This window comes from Paenibacillus methanolicus (assembly GCF_008124765.1).
GTDB lineage: Bacteria > Bacillota > Bacilli > Paenibacillales > Paenibacillaceae > Paenibacillus_Z > Paenibacillus_Z methanolicus.
Genome location: NZ_VNHS01000004.1, coordinates 364,647 through 384,254 on the forward strand (window position 1 = coordinate 364,647; position 19,608 = coordinate 384,254).

Annotated in this window: 23 protein-coding genes and 1 riboswitch; of the genes, 20 read left to right on the plus strand and 3 right to left on the minus strand. The window is 60.6% G+C overall.

All coding sequences use genetic code 11. The features are described 5' to 3' along the window. Positions 1–57 precede the first annotated feature (57 nt). On the minus strand, positions 58–894 hold the full coding sequence (locus BCM02_RS13140) for an ABC transporter permease (RefSeq protein ID WP_148929547.1): 837 nt from the start codon (positions 892–894) through the stop codon (positions 58–60). An 81-nt stretch (positions 895–975) separates the two neighbouring features. Then, entirely contained in the window at positions 976–1,746 is a 771-nt protein-coding gene (locus tag BCM02_RS13145; RefSeq protein WP_148929548.1) for an ABC transporter ATP-binding protein, read from the minus strand. 284 nt (positions 1,747–2,030) lie between these two features. On the opposite strand from BCM02_RS13145, the gene BCM02_RS13150 reads away from it, so the two are divergent. From BCM02_RS13150 to BCM02_RS13165, 4 genes are all read left to right on the plus strand, one after another. After that, positions 2,031–2,669, plus strand: a complete 639-nt coding sequence (locus BCM02_RS13150; RefSeq protein WP_148929549.1) for a TetR/AcrR family transcriptional regulator — start codon at positions 2,031–2,033, stop codon at positions 2,667–2,669. 222 nt (positions 2,670–2,891) lie between these two features. Then, positions 2,892–3,818, plus strand: coding sequence for a TauD/TfdA dioxygenase family protein (locus BCM02_RS13155; protein WP_148929550.1), 927 nt, complete (start codon positions 2,892–2,894; stop codon positions 3,816–3,818). Between the two features lie 104 nt (positions 3,819–3,922). Continuing rightward, positions 3,923–4,993 (plus strand): aliphatic sulfonate ABC transporter substrate-binding protein, encoded by a 1,071-nt coding sequence (locus tag BCM02_RS13160; RefSeq protein ID WP_148929551.1) that lies wholly within the window; start codon positions 3,923–3,925, stop codon positions 4,991–4,993. An 80-nt stretch (positions 4,994–5,073) separates the two neighbouring features. Further along, entirely contained in the window at positions 5,074–6,000 is a 927-nt protein-coding gene (locus BCM02_RS13165; protein ID WP_148929552.1) for a TauD/TfdA dioxygenase family protein, read from the plus strand. A gap of 218 nt (positions 6,001–6,218) precedes the next feature. Here BCM02_RS13165 and BCM02_RS13170 read toward each other — a convergent pair whose 3' ends face one another. Beyond that, positions 6,219–6,758, minus strand: a complete 540-nt coding sequence (locus tag BCM02_RS13170; RefSeq protein WP_148929553.1) for a nucleoside-triphosphatase — start codon at positions 6,756–6,758, stop codon at positions 6,219–6,221. Between the two features lie 304 nt (positions 6,759–7,062). Here BCM02_RS13170 and spoIIR point away from each other — a divergent pair, with 304 nt between their 5' ends. From spoIIR to BCM02_RS13250, 16 genes are all read left to right on the plus strand, one after another. Next, complete coding sequence (gene spoIIR, locus BCM02_RS13175; protein WP_148929554.1) at positions 7,063–7,758, plus strand: stage II sporulation protein R; 696 nt, start codon at positions 7,063–7,065, stop codon at positions 7,756–7,758. A gap of 169 nt (positions 7,759–7,927) precedes the next feature. Beyond that, a complete protein-coding gene (locus BCM02_RS13180; RefSeq protein WP_148929555.1) occupies positions 7,928–9,184 on the plus strand; it encodes an L-threonylcarbamoyladenylate synthase in 1,257 nt (418 codons plus the stop codon). Between the two features lie 81 nt (positions 9,185–9,265). Next, positions 9,266–9,826, plus strand: a complete 561-nt coding sequence (locus BCM02_RS13185) for a manganese efflux pump MntP (protein ID WP_148929556.1) — start codon at positions 9,266–9,268, stop codon at positions 9,824–9,826. A 78-nt stretch (positions 9,827–9,904) separates the two neighbouring features. Then, positions 9,905–10,498 carry a low molecular weight protein arginine phosphatase gene (locus tag BCM02_RS13190; RefSeq protein ID WP_148929557.1) on the plus strand — a complete coding sequence of 198 codons (594 nt, stop codon included), beginning with the start codon at positions 9,905–9,907 and terminating at the stop codon, positions 10,496–10,498. Positions 10,499–10,536: 38 nt separating this feature from the next. Further along, a riboswitch (ZMP/ZTP riboswitch) is annotated at positions 10,537–10,619 on the plus strand. Between the two features lie 124 nt (positions 10,620–10,743). Beyond that, positions 10,744–11,202: a ribose 5-phosphate isomerase B gene (gene rpiB / locus BCM02_RS13195; protein ID WP_148929558.1), complete on the plus strand. Its 459-nt coding sequence runs from the start codon at positions 10,744–10,746 to the stop codon at positions 11,200–11,202. Between the two features lie 13 nt (positions 11,203–11,215). Further along, on the plus strand, positions 11,216–11,848 hold the full coding sequence (locus BCM02_RS13200; RefSeq protein WP_148929559.1) for a TIGR01440 family protein: 633 nt from the start codon (positions 11,216–11,218) through the stop codon (positions 11,846–11,848). 40 nt (positions 11,849–11,888) lie between these two features. After that, complete coding sequence (gene glyA / locus BCM02_RS13205) at positions 11,889–13,136, plus strand: serine hydroxymethyltransferase (protein ID WP_148929560.1); 1,248 nt, start codon at positions 11,889–11,891, stop codon at positions 13,134–13,136. A gap of 178 nt (positions 13,137–13,314) precedes the next feature. Continuing rightward, positions 13,315–14,487 carry a glycine-rich domain-containing protein gene (locus tag BCM02_RS13210; RefSeq protein WP_148929561.1) on the plus strand — a complete coding sequence of 391 codons (1,173 nt, stop codon included), beginning with the start codon at positions 13,315–13,317 and terminating at the stop codon, positions 14,485–14,487. A 295-nt stretch (positions 14,488–14,782) separates the two neighbouring features. After that, positions 14,783–15,412 carry a uracil phosphoribosyltransferase gene (gene upp / locus BCM02_RS13215; RefSeq protein ID WP_148929562.1) on the plus strand — a complete coding sequence of 210 codons (630 nt, stop codon included), beginning with the start codon at positions 14,783–14,785 and terminating at the stop codon, positions 15,410–15,412. A 24-nt stretch (positions 15,413–15,436) separates the two neighbouring features. Beyond that, positions 15,437–16,585 carry a non-hydrolyzing UDP-N-acetylglucosamine 2-epimerase gene (gene wecB, locus BCM02_RS13220; RefSeq protein WP_148929563.1) on the plus strand — a complete coding sequence of 383 codons (1,149 nt, stop codon included), beginning with the start codon at positions 15,437–15,439 and terminating at the stop codon, positions 16,583–16,585. Between the two features lie 189 nt (positions 16,586–16,774). Further along, positions 16,775–16,996, plus strand: coding sequence for an AtpZ/AtpI family protein (locus tag BCM02_RS13225; protein ID WP_148929564.1), 222 nt, complete (start codon positions 16,775–16,777; stop codon positions 16,994–16,996). Next, complete coding sequence (locus tag BCM02_RS13230) at positions 16,989–17,357, plus strand: ATP synthase subunit I (protein ID WP_148929565.1); 369 nt, start codon at positions 16,989–16,991, stop codon at positions 17,355–17,357. The genes BCM02_RS13225 and BCM02_RS13230 overlap by 8 nt, the downstream gene beginning before the upstream one ends. A 21-nt stretch (positions 17,358–17,378) precedes the next feature. Further along, a complete protein-coding gene (gene atpB, locus BCM02_RS13235; protein WP_148929566.1) occupies positions 17,379–18,149 on the plus strand; it encodes a F0F1 ATP synthase subunit A in 771 nt (256 codons plus the stop codon). A 109-nt stretch (positions 18,150–18,258) separates the two neighbouring features. Then, positions 18,259–18,471, plus strand: coding sequence for a F0F1 ATP synthase subunit C (gene atpE, locus BCM02_RS13240; protein WP_148929567.1), 213 nt, complete (start codon positions 18,259–18,261; stop codon positions 18,469–18,471). 97 nt (positions 18,472–18,568) lie between these two features. Next, positions 18,569–19,051: a F0F1 ATP synthase subunit B gene (gene atpF / locus BCM02_RS13245; protein WP_148929568.1), complete on the plus strand. Its 483-nt coding sequence runs from the start codon at positions 18,569–18,571 to the stop codon at positions 19,049–19,051. Beyond that, positions 19,048–19,596, plus strand: coding sequence for a F0F1 ATP synthase subunit delta (locus tag BCM02_RS13250; protein ID WP_148929569.1), 549 nt, complete (start codon positions 19,048–19,050; stop codon positions 19,594–19,596). Before atpF ends, BCM02_RS13250 begins: the two co-directional genes overlap by 4 nt. The last annotated feature ends 12 nt before the right edge of the window (positions 19,597–19,608 follow it).

A 19,608-nucleotide genomic window follows, 5' to 3' on the forward strand; every position in this document is an offset into this window, starting at 1 on the left:
TTCCCTTTGGGCGCGTGCCGCCAACAGGGAACGGAGGTTTTGACGTTTGCGAGGATGTTATCCTTTGTAGCTGTCCTGCCAACGCAGCAGCCGCGCTTCCAGCACCTTGACGATGGAGTCCGACAGCTTGCCGACGAGGGCGAAGATGGTAATGCCGACGAAGACGATATCCGTCTGCATGAACGAGCGCGCGTCGTTGATCATGTAGCCGATCCCGGTATCCGCGCCGAGCAGCTCGGCGACGACGAGGCACATCCAGGCGAGGCTGAGCGACAGCCGGATCCCAAGCAGAATGTTCGGCAGCGCGGCCGGCAGCACGAGCCGGACCATCTGGCGCAGCCGCGTGAATTCCAACGCCCGGGCGACGTCGAACAGCTTCGCGTCGACGGTGCGGACGCCGAGGAACGTGTTGACGTACAGCGGGAAGAACGCGCCGAGCGCGATGAGCAGCACCTTCGACAGCTCGCCGAAGCCGAACCACATGATGAACAGCGGCGTAATGGCGAGCAGCGGCACGGTGCGCAGCATCTGGACGGTCGGGTTGACCGTCTCCTCGAAGCGGCGGTACATGCCGACCAGCATGCCCAGGATCAGTCCGCAGCTGGCGCCGAGCACGAAGCCGAGCCCCGCCCGCACGATGCTGACGCGCAGGTGATGCGGCAGCTCGCCGGAGCGCGTTAATTCGACGTATTGGTTGAGGATGAGCAGCGGGGAGGAGAACAACTGCTTCGAGATGAAGCCCGTCGCGCTGAACAGCTGCCATAAGGCGAGGATGAGCGCCGGCAGGATGGCCCCCCGGATGAAAATGCCCCATTTGCCTCCGGCCTTGCGCCGTGCCGCCGCCGGTCGCGGGACGGCGGCGAGGTTGCCTTTGGCGGTTATAGGTGCTGCCATGAAAATTCACGTTCCTTTCGTTTACCGCCGCGCCGGCTAGTTCGCCGTAAGCGCGTTCTCGCGGTTGAGGTCACGTTATCGTTAAATGCTGTACGCTTCTTGCTCGTCATGATGCTCCAGCTTCTCCAGCACGAGCGTCCGCAGCTCGGTGAACGAGCGGCCGGTCCGCTTGCGCGGATAAGGGAGATCGATTGGCACGATCGCTTTGATGCGGCCGGGACGCGCGTCCATGACGACGACGCGGGTGGAGAGGAAGACGGCTTCGTCGATATCGTGCGTAACGAGCACCATCGAGGTTCGGTTCGTCTGCCAAATATCGAGCAGCGCCTCCTGCATATGGCCCCGGGTAAACGCGTCCAGCGCCCCGAACGGCTCGTCGAGCAGCAGCACTTCCGGCTTGCGCAGCAGCGCCCTCGCGATCGCCACGCGCTGGGACATGCCGCCCGACAGCTGGCGCGGATAGGCTTTCTCGAATCCGCCGAGCTTGACGAGCCTGATCAAGTCGTCGACTCTGCGGCGAACGTCCGGATCGCGCAGCGACAGGTCGGCGGCGATATTGTTCTCGACATTCAGCCACGGGAACAGCCGATGCTCCTGAAAAATAAACCCTTTCTCTTGCGACGGCTTCGTCACCGCCTTGCCCTTGAGCAGCACTTCCCCCTGAAAATCCTGGTCGAGGCCGGCGATAATCTTCAGCAGCGTGCTTTTGCCGCAACCGCTCGGTCCGATAATCGTCGTGAAGTCGCCGTCGTGCACCGTCAAATCCAGCGTGTCGAGCACATGGGTCGCGCCTTGTTCGCCATGAAAGGTTTTGCTGACGCAATTAATCGCCAGTACGGGTCCTGCCGTCATAAGCCAACTCACTCCTTCGCCCTCGCATATGAGCATAAAAAAAGAGACCGGCAGCGCGAAAAACGCGCTGCCGAATCTCCAGGTAGACTAGTCGATTCGCCCGTCACAGACTGACTCATCCGTTACGTTGTGCCCTATCTTAGCATTGCGGTCGGATCGTCGTCAATACCCGACTAATCGGGTAGGAGAATTATTTTTCGAATGGCGGGATGGAAATCGGAAGCAATGCTCTGGTAAGATAACGGGGATTCGACGTCTTACGGCGACAGGAGGAACAGGAACATATGCCACGAAATACGGAACGAGACCAGCAGCAGCGCGAGGAGCGGCGGAAGCAAATCCTCGACGCCGCGGCCCGCGTGTTCGCCCGCCGGGGCGTCCTGACGAAGATGGCCGACATCGCGGCGGGAGCCGGGATGAGCCATGGGCATTTATACAACCATTTTGCCTCGAAAGAGGAAATTTTGCTTGCCGTCATCGAACGGGGACAGTTGATTTACGGGACGATTCTCCGAAGGGCGCTCGCGATGCCCGGCACCGCGGCCGAGAAGTTCCGCTACATTGCGGTTCGTTCGCTGCCCGGCGTCGGCGATCCCGATATCTATCTGGTGCTGCTGCAAGCGGTGTTCACGGACGTGCTGACCGGCGAGGAGAAGCGGACGATTCTGGAGCGGGCCGGGCACAATCTGGCGCTGCTCATTGAGCTCATCGAGGAAGGCCAACAAGACGGCACGGTCATGGAGGGCGACCCGGTTCAGCTGGCGACGCTGTTCGGCACGCTGATCCAGAATTTGATGCTGCTGGAGATGCGCGGGTACGCGCCGGCTACGCCCGAGACGATCTCGCTGCTGCTGACGATGCTGGCCCCCAAGCAGGAGGCGGAAGCGCCATGCGTTGTCGGGTCATGGGAAAAAGAGGGTTGACAACGTGCTTTGCCCCCTGCTACGATTTGTTCACGCCACAAGCTGAACGGAAAGTCACCCTGTGAGAGGAGCTTGAGGCCGCATATGTACCGATCGCATCGGAATCGACTGGACGACCAGAGATTCGGCCGCAAGCCTGGAATCTGCGCGTGGAGTCTTTTTTTCATACCTAAATCCGATTATTCGGGTAAGAATTTAATTGATTGTGAAGGGGCGTTGGTCATGAGCGTTACGACGACAGACTATTTATCCCGCGATTATCTTCCGACCCGGGAATTCCGGGCAGGTGCCCGTCATTTACAGCGTTTGCCGGAAGGTGCGGAGGAACAGCCGTACACGTTGTTCGCGCTGAAACCGCTCGGTCCGATCATCGGCGCGGAGATCGAAGGCGTCGACCTTGGCCAGCCGGTCGGGCCGGAACTGAAAGCCGAACTGCACCGCGCGTTTCTGGAGTGGAAGGTGCTGTTCTTCCGCAACCAGACGATCGACAGCAGCCAGCAGTTGGCGTTCGCCAAGCTGTGGGGCGAGCTGGAGAAACATCCGTTCCTTCCTAGAGGCAGCGCCGAAGAAGTGACTCGCTTCGAGAAAGGCGCGGACATGACGGGCAACGAGAACGTCTGGCATACCGACGTCACCTGGCGCCTCGACCCGGCGCTCGGCTCGGTGCTGCGGCTGTCCGAAGTACCGCCGCACGGAGGCGATACGCTGTGGGCCGACATGGGAGCGGCGTACGATAATCTGCCCGAGGACGTGAAACGGCGGATCGACGGTTTGACGGCGATCCACGATTTCACCCCGAGCTTCGGCCGCCGCATGACGCCGGACATTCTCGCGGCGAAGCAGGAAGAATTCCCGGCGGCGGAGCATCCGGTCGTCCGCACGCATCCGGAGACGGGACGCAAGACGCTGTTCGTCAATGCGGCGTTTACCGTACGCATCGTGGGGCTTGAGCCGGAGGAGAGCGAGCGGCTGCTGAACTACCTGTTCCGCCAAGCGCAAACTCCGGAGTACCAAGTGCGCTTCCATTGGGAGGCCAACTCGGTGGCATTCTGGGATAACCGCGCGACGCAGCATTACGCGGCGTCCGATTACTTCCCGCACCGCCGCGTAGCCGAGCGGATCTCGATTGCGGGCGACCGTCCTTACTAATGGGGCGGGGCAACACTTAAAGCACAGCTTCCGAAGCGAGTTTTGCTTGAAGCTAAGCTAATACAGAGAAGTACTATCACGCAAAACTTCAGGAGGTTCTACCAATGAAAAGGTTCACGTTATCTTGGGCGGCGATCGTGCTCGTGTTCGCGCTGGTGCTGGCTGGTTGCGGGACATCGAACGAAGCCGCGAACGCGGGCGGCTCGGCCAACGCGCAAGCCAGCGGCGGCGAAACGGAGAAAGCCGCGGCGGGCAATGCGACCGATGACGATGCCGCGAAACCTTCCGGCGAGAAGGCGAAGGTTAACATCGCCATTAACGGCGGATTGAATCCGCTCATCATTGCGCAGGAGAAAGGTTGGCTGGACGAAGCGTTCGGCAAGCTGAACGCGGAGATTTCCTGGAGCAAGTTCACCAGCGGCCCGCCGCTCTTGGAATCGCTCGTCGCCGGACGCGTGGATCTCTCTTTCTTGGGCGACGGCGCCGCGATCACCGGGGTATCGAACAAACTGCCGTTCCGCGTCGTCGGCCTCATCACCGAAGGCGAGCGTCTGAACACGGTGCTCGTCCCCGCGGCTAGCGAGATCGCGAAGATCGAAGATTTGAAGGGCAAGACGGTCGGCCTGGCCAAAGGCACGACGTCGCACGTCTATTTGATCAAAGTGTTGACCGCGCACGGGCTGAAGCAGGAGGACGTCAAGCTGATCAACCTGCAGTTCGACGACGCCCAGGCGGCGTTCGAAGCGGGCAAGTTGGACGCCTGGGTCAGCATCGACCCGTACGTGTCGATGAACGCGGCGCAGAAGAAGGCCAAGGCGCTGGACGCCGGCATCGCCGTGCAGGCGCCGGTCTCGATGATCGCCCATACCGATTTCGCGAAGAATCATCCGGAGATCGTCGTGGAATACCTGAAGCAATACAAGCAAGCGCTCGACTGGCAATATGCGAATCTGGACGAAGCGGTCGCCATTTACGAGAAGCTGACGAAGATCCCGGCGCCGATCTTGAAGCAGGTATTAGAGAATAGCCAGACGGGATTGTCCGCGTACACGCAGAAGGCGTTGGACGCTCAGCAAGCCTCGGCGGACATTTTGCTCGAGAATAAGTTCTTGAAGCAGCCGACGACGTTCAAAGACGCGGTGGACGATTCGTTCGTGAACGAAGCGCTTCAATAACGCCCCATCCGCATCTGTAGCGTCATTGGCAAGCGACTTACCCATATTCGGCGGAATCCGCCCCAAGGAGGAAGAAGAGAATGAGTGAAATCGTGAAGAGCCAAGCGGTAGAGTTGGAAGTCGTGCCCGTCGCGGGCCGAATCGGCGCGGAGATTCGCGGCGTGGAGCTCTCCGCGGACTTAGCCCCGGAAGTGATCGAGGCGATCGAGGAAGCGCTGCTCGCCCACAAGGTGCTGTTCTTCCGCGGCCAGCATCAGCTAGACGACGCCGGCCAAGAAGCGTTCGCCAAGCGGCTCGGCGAGCTCTATGCCCATCCGACCGTTCCGGTGAAGGCGGGCACGAGCGCCGTGCTGGAGCTCGACTCCGAACATGGCGGCCGGGCGAACTCTTGGCATACGGACGTGACGTTCGTCGAAGCGTATCCGAAAGCATCCATTCTTCGCGGCGTCGTCATCCCGCCGGCGGGCGGGGATACGGTATGGGCGAACACGGCGGCGGCTTACGACGATTTGACGCCGGAGCTGCAGGAGCTGGCGAACGGTCTGCGCGCCGTGCACTCCAACGCGTACGACTACGCGGCCGTCATTCGCCGCGAGGCGACGGCGGACGATATTCGCAAGCACCGGGCCGTATTCGCCTCGACGGTGTACGAGACGGAGCATCCGGTCGTCCGCGTCCATCCGCAGACGGGCGAGCGTCATCTGCTGCTCGGGCATTTCGTGAAGCGGATTTCGGGCTTCAAGTCGGCGGATTCGGAGCGAATCCTGGCGATTCTGCAGGAGCACGTGACGCGTCTGGAAAATACGGTCCGTTGGCGCTGGGCGGCAGGCGACGTCGTCATCTGGGATAACCGCGCGACCCAGCATTACGCCGTGAACGATTACGGCAGCGAGCACCGCGTCGTCCGCCGCGTCACGATCGCCGGCGACGTGCCGGTCGGCATCGACGGCCGTCGCAGCGTCTCGCTGCTGCCCTTGCCGGAGGAGAACGAAGAGAAAGCCGTGTAAACCGGCGCGACGCGCAAAAAGCTCGGACTGTTTGGCATTATGCCGAACGGTCCGAGCTTTTTAAATTGGCGGCCATCGAGATAAGGACATAACGTCAGACCGGCCTAGACGAGGTTGCCACAGCATACCTGCGCCGCCCGCGGAGAGGTTGGCTTCCGATCCATTGCCGAGTCAAGCGCCTGCCAACGCTCCGCGCCTGGCCGCATCCGCCCGACTTGTTAGTTCCCCGTCTGCAACAGCGCGGCGATCTCGACCGCAATTTCTTCATGCAGCCGATCGCGGTTCTCCCACGTCACCGGCAGCACGCGCACGCCGGGCAGCGCCTTGAGCGCGTCGGTAGCCGCATCGCGCTCCTCCATAATGCTGCCGAGCACGATGCCTTGCTCCGGACTTGCGAGCAACCCTTGAATGAACGGGAGGAAGTCCGGATCGCTCATCTGCATCCGGCCGATCTCGTCCGCCACGACGATTTTGCCGCTATCTACGGTCTCGGTCAGCGACCGACGCACCTCCTCGTTGAACCACCCGGCGCGCACGCCATAGCGGCCAACCCGGTGCGGGCTGTTCAGCCCGACATGCGCCAGCGGCAGCGATCCGCCGCCGAGCAGCACGCAAGTAAAGCCCATCCGCTCGGAAGCGTCGCGGATTTCTTCCGTATAGAAGCCGCCGAAGCGCTCGGCGCCCACCGTATCGATGATTCGCTTCAGCAGCGTCGTTTTCCCCATCTGAGACTTGCCCGTTAGCAAAAACGTATGCATGATGCATGCCTCCCCGGTATCATAATCGGCATCCGGCTGGATGGTACCATTCTATGACAAACCGCGAATGCCTAACTCTATTATTTAACCGCTAAAGTATTTCGCGCAACACCCTCATTTTGGGAATAGGCCCGGACAAGCCTGGTCATGCGGGCTTTTTCGCGTATCCGAACCTCTCGTCTATCCTCGTTAAATTTCGTAGAACCGCTAGGTTTAAGCGCGAGATTCCCGGACATACTGGGGATATAACGTTCCGGGACGCAAGCCAAGTGCACCGACGGGTGCCGCGAAGGAGCTTGTGTATATGATCCGCACTTATACCCGTTTCCCTTATCAAAAATCGTTTGGTTACCTGTTCGTCATTCTCGCGATTTTGTTCATGAGCTGGGAGAGCCAGCGCGCCGATGCGGCTATTGCCGGCGGCGACATTCCCGAGGAATCCATTCGTCTGCGCATTCTCGCCAATTCCGACAGCGCGATCGACCAGGCGGTCAAACGCCATGTCCGCGACGCGGTCGTCGAAGAGATGGGCCGCTGGGTGAACGCCCGGCATTCCATCGAGGAAGCGCGCCTGACGATTCATGCCCATATGTCCGATATCGAGCGCGTCGTGGCGGAGGAATTGCAAAGCCGCGGCTTCGATTACGGCTTCAAGGCCGAGCTCGGCATCGTGCCGTTCCCGACCAAAATGTACGGCAGCAAAGTATACCCGGCCGGCGATTATGAAGCGCTCCGCATTACGCTGGGTGAAGGCGAAGGCCAAAACTGGTGGTGCGTGCTTTTCCCGCCGCTCTGTTTCGTGGACGCGGTCAGCGGCGAAGCGACGGCGGCGGCCGCGACCGTAACGACGGCAGCGGCGGATGCGCCAACCGGCGGCGAAGGCGCTCAGGCGCAGGCAGCGGCAACGAACGCGGATGCGCAGCAAGCGCCCGAGGTGAAGTTCTTCCTGTGGGAAGTGCTGGAGTCGATCTTCTCGTTCTTCAAAAGCCTGTTCGCATAACGCCATACACCTGCAAGACGACAAGCCCCGTCAGGCGAAGCCATAGCGCCAGGCGGGGCTTTGTCGTGCGGCTAACACGAAGCGGCGCATCGCCTCGTCGAACTTCCGTCTGGACAGGGTGTGGTATACTATATGGCAAAAGAAGAATGCCACAAAGGATTGAACGCAGATGAACAGAACGATAGAATGGCGCGTCGACGCGCGCGCGCCGAAACCCGAGGAGCTGGCGGAAGCGGCTGGTCTACTTCGGGAAGGGGATACCGTCGCCTTTCCGACGGAGACGGTGTACGGTTTAGGCGCCGACGCGCGCAGCGACGAAGCCGTCGCCCGCATATTCGAGGCGAAGGGGCGGCCGTCGGACAACCCGCTGATCGTCCATATCGCGGACCGCGCGCAGCTTGCCGGGCTAGCGCTGCCGTGGGGCGAGCTGGCGGAGCGGCTCATGGACCGCTTCTGGCCGGGACCGCTCACGCTCGTGCTGCCCGCCGCGCCGGGCGCGGTGTCGTCTCGCGTGACGGCCGGCTTGGATACGGTCGCGGTGCGGATGCCGTCCCACCCGGTGGCGCTCGCGCTCATCGCGGCGTCGGGCTGTCCGGTCGCGGCGCCGAGCGCGAACCGCTCCGGCCGGCCGAGCCCGACGCTCGCCGCGCACGTGGCCGCCGATCTGGGCGGACGCATCGCCGGCATCGTGGACGGCGGCGCGGCTGGCGTGGGACTGGAGTCGACCGTCGTCGAGATCGACGGAGAGACCGTGCGCATCCTCCGCCCGGGCGGCGTCACGGCGGAGGAGCTGCGCGAGGTCGTCCCGCGCGTCGAATATGACGCGGTCGCCGCGCCGGGCGCCGGGATGGGAACGGCGACCGCCGCCGGCGATTCTCGGGCTGCGGACTCCGAACGCCTGGCGGCTTCGCCGGGAGATGACGTGCCTGTTCGCTCCGGCTCCGCCGCCGCGTCGTCGCAAGGGCTGCGCCCAACCAGCTTCTCTGCCGATCCGGTTGTCCATCCGGCCACGGTCGCCGCGCAGCCGCCGGGCTTGTCCGCCGACGCCGCGCTGGCGCCGCGCTCGCCGGGCATGAAATACGCGCATTACGCGCCGCGCGGCGTCATGGAGCTGGTGCAGGGCGATGCGGAGGCGCGCCGCGCTTACATCCGGCGCGAGGCGCACGCCGCCCGTGCGCGCGGCGAGCGCGCCGGCATCCTCACGTTCGACGAGCGCGCCGGCGGCTACGACGCCGACGACGTGCTCTCGCTCGGCAGCCTGGCGCGGCTGGAGACCGCGGCGCAGTCGCTGTACGCCGCGCTCCGCGAATTCGACGACCGGGGCACGCAGCGCATCTGGGCCGAATCCGTCCCGGAGACGGGGATCGGCCACGCGCTGATGAACCGGCTCGTGAAGGCGGCGGGCCACCGGGTCGTTCGCGTCTAGCCAGGTCCGGCCCGTCCGGTCAATCATGTTTCGCCCCTTGTCCGCATATGCTCTGAGGAGACTGGGACAGGGGGTGTGGCGATGATCGAGGCGAGCTTGCAGACCGGCCAACTGTTGACGCTTATCATCATGGCGGTGGCGCTCGGGATGGACGCATTTTCACTGGGAATCGGAATCGGGTTGAAAGGAATCCGGCTGCTTGATATTGTAAAGCTAAGCGTCATTATTGGGCTTTTTCATATTATTATGCCGCTGCTGGGCATCTTCACGGGGCAATACGTCAGCACGCTGCTCGGCGGGGTGGCTACGGTCGCGGCGGGCGGACTGCTGTTGCTATTGGGCGGCCACATGATTTACAGCTCGCTGCGGGGCGAGGATGTCCCATCGTTCAACCACCGCTCGGTATTCGGCTTGACCGTGTTCGCGCTGAGCGTCAGCATCGATTCGTTCTCGGTCGGCATATCGCTTGGCATGTTCGCCGCCGACGTGTTGCTGACGGTGCTGCTCTTCGGGTTCATCGGCGGGCTAATGTCAATCATGGGGCTGCTGTTGGGACGCAAAGTGAGCAAGGGGCTAGGCGAATACGGCGAGGCGCTCGGCGGAATTATTTTGTTAACCTTCGGCATCTTGTTTATACTGTAGGCAGCGGAACGAACGCAACGTTAAGGAAGATCGCGCCGGGCGGCGCCGCTTCCGCACGAAGAAGGAGGGGGACCAGCGTTGAAACGGATTTTGTTTGTATGTACGGGCAACACCTGCCGCTCTCCGATGGCGGAGGCGATGCTGCGCGAGCAGGCGCGCCTTCGCTCGCTGCCGATCGAGGTTCGCTCCGCGGGCGTATCGACGGTCGACGGCCTGCCGGTATCCGAGCATGCGCGCGCGGTGCTGCGCGGCCGGAGCATTCCGGACGACGGCAGCTCCACCGCGATCGGCAGCGATTCCGTGGAGTGGGCCGATTTGGTGCTCACGATGACGACCGGGCACAAGCGGCATCTGCTGCAGCGTTTTCCGAACGCGATCGACAAGACGTTCACGCTGAAGGAATACACGCAGACCGACGAGTCGGTCGTGGCGGATATCGCGGAGCTCGAGGCGCTGTACACGGAGTGGCACATGAAGCAGGCGCTCGGCGGACAGCTGTCGCCGGAAGAACGCAATCGGCTGCTGGAGCTTGAACGCCGCATCCCGGGCTTCGATATCGCCGACCCGTTCGGCGGATCGCTCGAGATGTACCGGATTTGCGCGGACGAAATCGCGCAGTCGATGGACAAGCTGATCGCCAAATTGTACGGCGAATCGCCGAAAGCGGATTGATTTTAAGCCTGCGATCAAGTATGATGAAAGCAAATAACGGTTTCCGATGTGACTGGCGACGAAAGTGGATCAAACCACGGTGGAGCATCGGAATATACGGCCGGTCGCCTGGGCAAAGAGCATCGCGTGTTTTTTAGCGCGCCATGCTCTTTTTTCGTCTTTTGGGCGCTAATGGGGTATAATGGGACCATTGTAATTCGACTATTTCCGCCCTTATGCGGATCATGCGGGAGGTAACGTTCCTTATGAAAATCGCTATTGGTGCCGATCACGCCGGCTACCGCTTGAAAGACGAAATTGTGCCGTTCCTGCAATCGCTTGGCCATGAGATCGAAGATTTGGGCTGCGATTGCAATCAATCCGTCGACTACCCGGACTACGCGGTGCCGGTCGCGGAGCGCGTGGCGGAGGGCAAGGTCGACCGCGGCATCCTGATCTGCGGCACGGGCATTGGCATGTCGATCGCCGCGAACAAAGTGCCGGGCATTCGCTGCGCGCTCGCGCACGACATGTTCTCGGCGAAGGCGACCCGCGAGCACAACGACACGAACGTGCTGGCGCTGGGCGAACGCGTCGTCGGACCTGGCCTGGCGCAGGAGATCGTGCGCATCTGGATCGAGACGCCGTTCTCGAACGGGGAACGCCACGTCGGGCGGCTGAACAAGGTGAAGCAGCTCGAAGCCGCGAACGTCGTTCATCCGTAAGGGGGAACCGGCCATGAGCGGACAAGAACAGCTGGCGGCGATCGAGCAAGACGTGCGGCAGGCGGTGCTGGAGCTTGCGGAAGCGGGCGGCTTGCGCCCCGGGCAACTACTCGTCGTCGGGACGAGCACGAGCGAGGTTATCGGGCAGCGAATCGGCACGTCCGGGACGCTTGCGACGGCCGAAGCGATCTTTCGCGGCGTAGAGGCGGCTCGGGAGAAGGTCGGGTTTTATCCGGTGTATCAGTGCTGCGAGCACTTGAACCGGGCGCTCGTGCTGGAGCGGACGGCGGCGGAGCGATACGGGCTCGAGCTCGTATCGGCGATTCCGGTGCCGAAGGCGGGCGGGTCGATGGCGGCCTGCGCGTATCGGACATTGGAAGACGCGGTGCTGGCGGAGACGGTGCAGGCGCACGCGGGCATCGACATCGGCGATACGTTCATCGGCATGCATCTGCGGCAGGTGGCCGTTCCGGTGCGAGGCTCGGTGAAGCGGATCGGCGAAGCCCACGTGACGATGGCCTATGCGCGGCCGAAGCTGATCGGCGGCGAGCGGGCGGTGTATTCGCGGGAGGCGGCCGGACTGGCCCCTGCCGCAAGCGGAGAGACGGTTGGCAAGAGGCAAGCGGATAATGGCATGTGCGACTGACATTTTGACTAGCTTCACGATATAGAGGAGGACACGTCCAATGGAAAATCTGCGCAAACAAGACCCTGAAGTATTGAAAGCACTCGGCCTGGAGCTACAGCGCCAGCGCGACAACATCGAGCTGATCGCATCCGAGAACATCGTCTCCGAAGCGGTACTGGAAGCGGCGGGCACGGTGCTGACGAACAAATACGCGGAAGGCTATCCGAGCAAACGCTACTATGGCGGCTGTGAACATGTGGATATCGTCGAAGATATCGCCCGCCAACGCGCGAAAGAGATTTTCGGCGCGGAGCACGCGAACGTGCAGCCGCACTCCGGCGCGCAAGCGAACATGGCGGTCTATCTGGCCGCCCTCAAGCCTGGCGACACGGTGCTCGGCATGAACCTGGCGCACGGCGGCCACTTGACGCACGGATCCCCGGTCAACGCTTCCGGCCTGCTCTATAACTTCGTGGCGTACGGCGTCGACGAGAACACGTTCACGATCGATTACGAAGAAGTGCGCAAAGCGGCGTTCAAACACCGCCCTCGCCTGATCGTGGCCGGTGCTTCGGCATACCCGCGCATCATCGATTTCGAGAAGCTCGGCCAAATCGCTAATGACGTAGGCGCGCTGTTCATGGTCGACATGGCGCACATCGCGGGCCTGGTCGCGGCGGGTCTGCACCCGAGCCCGGTTCCGCACGCGCATTTCGTCACGACGACGACGCACAAGACGCTGCGCGGACCGCGCGGCGGCATGATCCTGTGCCGTCAGCCGTGGGCGGCGGCGATCGACAAAGCCGTGTTCCCGGGCTCCCAAGGCGGACCGCTCATGCACGTCATCGCGGCCAAAGCCGTCGCGTTCGGCGAAGCGCTCCAGCCATCGTTCAAGCAGTACGCGCAGAACGTCGTCGACAACGCGAAGGCGCTGTCCGAAGAGCTCGTCGCGCAAGGCATTAACCTCGTGTCCGGCGGCACGGACAACCACTTGATGCTGATCGATCTGCGCAACCTGAACATCACGGGCAAGAAAGCCGAGCACGTGCTGGACTCCGTCCAAATCACGGTGAACAAGAACGCGATTCCGTTCGACCCGACGAGCCCGTTCGTCACGAGCGGCATCCGCATCGGCACGCCGGCGGCGACGTCGCGCGGCATGGACGTCGGCGCGATGAAGACGATCGCGCAAGTAATCGCGCTCGTGCTGAAGAACCCGGACGACGAAGCGACGCTGGCCAAAGCGCGCGGCATGGTGTCCGACCTGACGGCGCAATACCCGCTCTACCCAGGCATGACGTACTAATCGAAACGATGGTTACAGCCCCGATGCGTTCCTTGGCGAACGCATCGGGGCTTTCGTTTGTCATACGCACGTCGCTGCATTCGTTTCACTCTGCTTAACTTTACATAAAGTGGATGTGATCCCAGATAGACGCATGGTAGAATGGGTGTACCACGAATAGAGGCAGGTGACGGTACGCATGACGCCGACAGTGTTCATTGTAATTCTAGTAGTCGCATTACTAGTCTCGTTCGTTTTTCGCTCGCAGAGAGGGAGATCTATCCGACCGACGGGAGGCGCGCGCTCTTCGTACGGCGGGCGACCGACGCCGTCCGCTCATCGTACCGGCCCGCCACCGGCGAACCTCGGCGTTCCGCAGGAGCACCCTGCATACCAGGCGGCGCTTCGGCTGGAAGCGGCCGTGCCGGAGGGACTGGAGGCACGCGTGAAGGACCGGGTACAGAAGCGCGAGCCGGGCATGTACGAGCTGGAATGGCAGTGGCGCTGGTTCGAGCTGAAGCGGTATTTCCTGCTGTGCGGCGTGCTGCGGTCGGTCCCGATGTACAGCGAGAAGGTCGACGACGTCTGGCACGAGCTGCTCATGTTCACGCGCGAATACGAGCAGTTCTGCAAAAGCTTCAGCGGAATGCTGATTCATCATGCGCCGCACGGCCCCGGCGGGCAGCCCGAAGCGGGCGAGCGCGCTTGGTTCGATTGGGCCTATGGCGAGCTGTTCGTCCCTTATGCCGCCAGCGCGCGGCTGTGGGGCGCTATGTACCGGACGCCGATGCCGGCCTCGCGCATGGATGAGTTCATTGCGCTGTCCGACGAAGAACTGGTCGCGCGACGGTTCAACGGGCGAGCGGGCGACGCTTACCCCGATCTGCGCGACGTCATCGGCTATTTGATGCATAGAGGGCGGACGCTTTCGAGCGAAGCGCGCCAAGGAGACGCGGCGAGCCGCGACCGTTACCGCGACGAGTATCGCCATCGACGCCATGACGGATGGAGCGATACGATGATGACGACCGGCGTGATGTCCGGTCTATTCTTCACCTCGTCGCTCGCGCCGGACGATCAATTCCAGCGGGAGATGGAAGAGGCGCGGGAACGCGAGGAGCAGAACGGTGCTTATAACGGCGGCTATGCATGCGACGGCAGCGGGGACGACCGTGACGGAGACGGGTTCGGCGGCGGAGACGGCAATTCCCGCGACGGCGGAGGCTTCGGCGATGGGGGCGGCAACGGCGACTCGGGCGGCGGGTATTCAGGCGGAGATAGCGGCGCAGGCGGTTCATCGGGCAGCGACGGCGGCGGAACCGGCGGGGGCTCGTCATGCGGAGGCGGTTCATCCTGCGGAGGAAGCAGCTAGAACGCCTCGATCGAGTTAGCCTTGTCCGGTATTCGGGAGCTTATAATTTACAACGCCTTCAAGTAGGTTCGTTCTCGCCCGAGGACGAACCTATTTTCCTATAATTACATGAATCGCGCGGGCCGTTTCGAGCGTATTTGACAGCAATGATTGCGATACCCGAGGCAATATCGGAAAAAATGGCGAACTTGTGCAATTCCTGCGCGTGTGGTGCTATAATATACAAGATTGAAAATGAAAACGCGTAACTAGGGGATTTTTCCCGGCGCGGAAGCACCATCAGGAGGACGATATTTTGAGCAAATTAACCATTTGCGATCACCCGCTCATTCAGCATAAGCTGACCTACATTCGAGACAAGAACACCAATACCAAAGACTTCCGCGAGCTTGTGGACGAAGTCGCGACGATGATGGCTTATGAAATTACCCGCGACCTCCCGCTCGAGACCATTCCGGTCGAGACGCCGGTTACGACGGCGCAAGGGAAAGTCATCTCCGGCCGCATGCTCGGCCTTGTGCCGATTCTGCGCGCGGGACTTGGCATGGTCGACGGCATGCTGCAGCTCATCCCGGCGGCCAAGGTCGGCCATATCGGACTGTTCCGCGATCCAGAGACGCTCAAGCCGGTGGAGTATTACGTCAACCTGCCTTCCGATGCGGCGGAGCGTCTGCTCATCGTGGTCGATCCGATGCTCGCGACGGGCGGATCGGCGAACGCGGCGATCGAGACGCTTAAGAAGCGCGGCTGCCTGAATTTGAAGCTGATGTGCCTCATCGCGTCGCCGGAAGGCGTCAAGGCCGTGCAAGAAGCCCATCCGGACGTGGATATTTTCATCGCGTCGTTGGACGAGTGTCTGAATGACCACGGGTATATCGTGCCGGGACTAGGCGACGCCGGCGACCGCATGTACGGGACCAAATAATCCGTTTTATGGGAGTGACAGAGATTGGCTAAACTGAAAGTAATGACGATCTTCGGCACGCGCCCGGAGGCGGTCAAGATGGCGCCGCTGGTGCTGGAGCTTCAGAAGTACGAGGACGAGATCCAGTCGATCGTGTGCGTAACGGCCCAGCATCGCCAGATGCTGGACCAAGTGCTCGACTTTTTCGAGATCGTCCCGAATTATGATCTGAACGTGATGAAGGACCGCCAGACGCTGACCGAGACGACCGTGCGCGTGCTGGAAGGGCTTGACCCGGTCTTACGCGAAGCGAAGCCGGATATCGTGCTCGTGCACGGCGACACGCAGACGACGTTCCTGGCGAGCTACGCCGCGTTCCTGCAGCAGATCCAGGTCGGCCACGTGGAGGCGGGCTTGCGGACGTGGAACAAGCTGTCTCCATACCCTGAGGAGATGAACCGTCAGTTGGCAGGGGTGCTGTCCGACGTTCATTTTCCGCCGACGGATTGGTCCGCGGACAATCTGCGCAAGGAGAACAAGGCGGAGTCGAGACTGTACGTCACGGGCAACACCGCTGCGGACGTGTTCCAATACACCGTCGATCCATCCTTCTCGCACCCGGTGCTCGAATGGGCGAAGGGCAAGCGCATGATCCTCATGACGGCGCACCGCCGCGAGTCGCTCGGCGAGCCGCACCGGAATATTTTCCGCGCGGTGAAACGAATCGCCGACGAGTTCGAGGACGTCGCGATCGTCTACGCGGTGCATCCGAATCCGGCCGTCCGCGAACCGGCGAACGAAGTGCTCGGCGATCACCCGCGCATTCGCCTGATCGATCCGCTCGACGTCTTCGAGTTCCACAACTTCTATCCGCATACGTACATGATCATGACCGATTCGGGCGGCATGCAGGAAGAGGCGCCTTCATTCGGCGTGCCGACGCTTGTGCTGCGGGATACGACCGAGCGTCCGGAAGGCATCGAGGCGGGTACGCTGGAGCTGGTTGGCACGAATGAAGACTTCGTTTACGAACGCGCCCGCGCGCTTCTGACGGACGCCGCGCTCTACGAACGGATGAGCAAATCGGCCAATCCGTACGGCGACGGACAAGCTTCCGCCCGCATCGTGCAGGCGATTCTCCATCACTTCGGCCGCAGGTCCGAAAAGCCGGAGCCGTTCACAAAACGTTCATAGTTGACGCGTTAAAGCGGTCAAGTGCTTGAAGTTCACAGCATACAGTGATGCTGTACGGTTTTGAAGAGGCGAAAACCCAGTGAAATCAAGGGTTTGGAGGATGCAGTTCACGGAAAGTTTTATTTTATCTGAATTGACAAACCTTCTCAAGCTTCGATAAAATGTATGAGGATTGACAGGGGACAAACCATGAAACCAAAGAGCAGTGGGGATAACCCGTGGCGAGCACTCGCCTTGGTCGGCGCACTAGGCTTTGAAGTCGCAATCTGCACCTTGCTCGGCTACTGGATCACCAAGTGGATCTTCGGAACGACGGGTTGGATGATCGCCGGTATTTTCACCGGTCTCGCCGCCGGCATTCTGGCTGCCGTTTGGCTGGTTAGGAAGGCGTTGGAGGGTTCAGATGAATGAGGTTTTACAGAAAGCGGCGCGGATCTCGGTCTTCGTGATTTCGTTATCGCTGCTGGTATGGGCTTTTGCGCCGGAGTGGCGCGCCGTTGCGGCTGGCATCATGTTGGGTGTGTCGGCAAGTATGATGAATGCGCTCTTATTGCGTAGAAGGGTCGATTGGCTGGGCAAGGTGACGATCGAGCAAGGCCCGCGGAGAGTGGGGCTTGGGATGGGCGGCAGGCTTGCAACCGTGCTGATTGCGGCGCTAATCGCGCAACGTTTCCCGGAGCACTTTCATACGCCAACGACACTGTTCGCATGCTTCTTCATGCCCTTTGCAAGTTTGATATTCGCTTACATGCAAAGCAAGAGACAACCTTAGCGGAAAGGGGTGAAACACGGTATGCATTTATTCCCGGTCATTACCATCGGGGGGATCCAGTTCGATCTGTCATCGCTCATCGCCATTACGGTGTCCGCGCTCATTACGCTGGTGCTCAGTATGGTGGCGGTGCGGAGGTTGTCGGTCGATAATCCTACCAAAATCCAGAACTTCCTGGAGTGGGTCGCGGAATTCGTCCACAATACGATCGCGAGCACGATGCCGATGAACAAGGTGAAGTCGTTCATGACGCTCGGCATGACGCTGATCATGTTTATTTTCATCTCCAACCTGCTCGGTCTTCCGTTCGGTATTGTGACGGAGACGCATCAAGTCAACGAGACGCTCGGCATCACGCAAGCGGATCTTGATAAGCATCACGGAGAGGCGCACATCGCATGGTGGAAATCGCCGACGGCGGACTTGTCCGTTACGGCCGGCCTTGCGCTCATCGTATTCGTTCTCGTTAACTTCCTGGGCTTGAAGATGAACACCAAAGGATATCTGAAGTCTTACTTCCAGCCATTCTGGTTCTTCTTCCCGCTGAAAGTCATCGAGGAGATCGCGAAACCGCTTACGCTTGCGCTTCGTCTTTACGCCAACATTTTCGCGGGCGAGGTTCTCATTGCCACGATTCTGATGCTTGGCGTCGTCGGTACGCCTTTCCTAATCGCATGGCAGGGCTTCAGTTTGTTCGTCGGCGCGATTCAGGCGTTCTTGTTCACAATCTTGACGATGGTGTACATTTCCCACGCAATCGTCTCGCACGACGAAGAGCATGAGCATCATTAATGCATCAGCAATAAACTTCGTGACGGTTCGGACGTACGGACGCATCGGGCGCGGAGATTATGGTATACCCATTTCAAATACTTAACTACCCTTGAGGAGGATTTCAAAAATGGAAGTATTGGCAGCAGCAATTGCAGTCGGTTTGGCAGCGCTTGGCGCAGGTATCGGTAACGGTCTGATCGTAAGCAAAACGGTAGAAGGCATCGCTCGTCAACCAGAAAACGCAGGCAAGCTCCAAACAACGATGTTTATCGGTGTAGGTATCGTCGAAGTTGTACCTATCATCGGCGTCGTAATCGCATTCCTGGCGTTCTTTGGCTAATAGAAAGTATTGACGGAACGATGGCGGGGAAGGCCTTAGCCCTCCACGCCATCGTTTTGATTAAGAGGAATTCTGCGGACGGAAAGGAGTTGCAGCTATGGCTTTGTATTGGACATCGACAGTCTACGCGATTGTGGCGTTCGTAATCCTGTACCTGCTGTTGAATAAATTTGCGTTTGGTCCATTGTTCAGCATCATGGAGAAACGCCGCCAGCTCGTGCTGGAACAGATGAGTATGGCGGAAACCGCGCGCAAGCAAGCTTCCGCTCAGATGGAAGAGCAGAAGCAAGCGCTGCAAGAAGCGCGCAAAGAGGCTTACGAGATCATCGAGAAAGCAAGGGCGACAAGCTCGAAGCAAGCCGACGATATCGTGCAAACGGCCAAGAACGAAGCAAACCGCCTGAAAGAAGAAGCGGTGCGCGACATCGAGAGCGAGAAGGACAAGGCGATCGCATCGCTGCGCGGCCAAGTGGCTGGCATGTCCGTCATGATCGCGTCGAAGATCATCGAGAAACAAATCGACGAGAAGTCGCAAGAACAACTCGTTGATCAATACCTGAAAGAGGTTGGAAGCAAATGAGCCGGGCGACTGTCGTAGCGAAACGCTATGCGCAAGCGCTGTACGAGGTGGCTGCGCAGCAGAACATCGTCGCCGAAGTTCTCGAACAGCTGGGTCTCGTTGTGAAAACCTTGCAAAGCGATGCGGATATCGTGAAGTTTCTTTCCTTCCCGAGCATCGAGGAGAACGTCAAAATCGAGCTGATTCGCAAAGCTTTCGCAGATCAGATTTCGGCCACGCTTCTGAACACGCTGGAGATGCTCATCGCCAAAGGGCGCCAGAATCTCCTAGGTCATATTTATACAAGTTACGTCAAAATCGCCGGTGAAGGCCTCGGCCAAGCGCAAGCTACCGTGTACACGGCTAAGCTGCTGACGGCGGAAGAACTCAAGAACGTGGAAGCGACTTTCGGCGCATTGGCTGGCAAGCGCATTGTGGCCGATCAAGTGGTCGAACCATCGCTGCTCGGCGGCGTGCAGGTTCGCATCGGCGACCGTCTGTACGACGGCAGCCTGTCCGGCAAGCTGGCACGTCTTGAGAAATCGTTGAAAAGTCAAGCACTGTAGATAGGGGTGAGC

What these genes read in the sequence shown, in the direction of transcription:
- BCM02_RS13140 (WP_148929547.1), bottom strand. Translation starts at nt 894, where the DNA reads ATGGCAGCACCTATAACCGCCAAAGGCAACCTCGCCGCCGTCCCGCGA.
- BCM02_RS13145 (WP_148929548.1), bottom strand. Translation starts at nt 1,746, where the DNA reads ATGACGGCAGGACCCGTACTGGCGATTAATTGCGTCAGCAAAACCTTT.
- BCM02_RS13150 (WP_148929549.1), top strand. Translation starts at nt 2,031, where the DNA reads ATGCCACGAAATACGGAACGAGACCAGCAGCAGCGCGAGGAGCGGCGG.
- BCM02_RS13155 (WP_148929550.1), top strand. Translation starts at nt 2,892, where the DNA reads ATGAGCGTTACGACGACAGACTATTTATCCCGCGATTATCTTCCGACC.
- BCM02_RS13160 (WP_148929551.1), top strand. Translation starts at nt 3,923, where the DNA reads ATGAAAAGGTTCACGTTATCTTGGGCGGCGATCGTGCTCGTGTTCGCG.
- BCM02_RS13165 (WP_148929552.1), top strand. Translation starts at nt 5,074, where the DNA reads ATGAGTGAAATCGTGAAGAGCCAAGCGGTAGAGTTGGAAGTCGTGCCC.
- BCM02_RS13170 (WP_148929553.1), bottom strand. Translation starts at nt 6,758, where the DNA reads ATGCATACGTTTTTGCTAACGGGCAAGTCTCAGATGGGGAAAACGACG.
- spoIIR (WP_148929554.1), top strand. Translation starts at nt 7,063, where the DNA reads ATGATCCGCACTTATACCCGTTTCCCTTATCAAAAATCGTTTGGTTAC.
- BCM02_RS13180 (WP_148929555.1), top strand. Translation starts at nt 7,928, where the DNA reads ATGAACAGAACGATAGAATGGCGCGTCGACGCGCGCGCGCCGAAACCC.
- BCM02_RS13185 (WP_148929556.1), top strand. Translation starts at nt 9,266, where the DNA reads ATGATCGAGGCGAGCTTGCAGACCGGCCAACTGTTGACGCTTATCATC.
- rpiB (WP_148929558.1), top strand. Translation starts at nt 10,744, where the DNA reads ATGAAAATCGCTATTGGTGCCGATCACGCCGGCTACCGCTTGAAAGAC.
- BCM02_RS13200 (WP_148929559.1), top strand. Translation starts at nt 11,216, where the DNA reads ATGAGCGGACAAGAACAGCTGGCGGCGATCGAGCAAGACGTGCGGCAG.
- glyA (WP_148929560.1), top strand. Translation starts at nt 11,889, where the DNA reads ATGGAAAATCTGCGCAAACAAGACCCTGAAGTATTGAAAGCACTCGGC.
- BCM02_RS13210 (WP_148929561.1), top strand. Translation starts at nt 13,315, where the DNA reads ATGACGCCGACAGTGTTCATTGTAATTCTAGTAGTCGCATTACTAGTC.
- BCM02_RS13225 (WP_148929564.1), top strand. Translation starts at nt 16,775, where the DNA reads ATGAAACCAAAGAGCAGTGGGGATAACCCGTGGCGAGCACTCGCCTTG.
- BCM02_RS13230 (WP_148929565.1), top strand. Translation starts at nt 16,989, where the DNA reads ATGAATGAGGTTTTACAGAAAGCGGCGCGGATCTCGGTCTTCGTGATT.
- atpB (WP_148929566.1), top strand. Translation starts at nt 17,379, where the DNA reads ATGCATTTATTCCCGGTCATTACCATCGGGGGGATCCAGTTCGATCTG.
- atpE (WP_148929567.1), top strand. Translation starts at nt 18,259, where the DNA reads ATGGAAGTATTGGCAGCAGCAATTGCAGTCGGTTTGGCAGCGCTTGGC.
- atpF (WP_148929568.1), top strand. Translation starts at nt 18,569, where the DNA reads ATGGCTTTGTATTGGACATCGACAGTCTACGCGATTGTGGCGTTCGTA.
- BCM02_RS13250 (WP_148929569.1), top strand. Translation starts at nt 19,048, where the DNA reads ATGAGCCGGGCGACTGTCGTAGCGAAACGCTATGCGCAAGCGCTGTAC.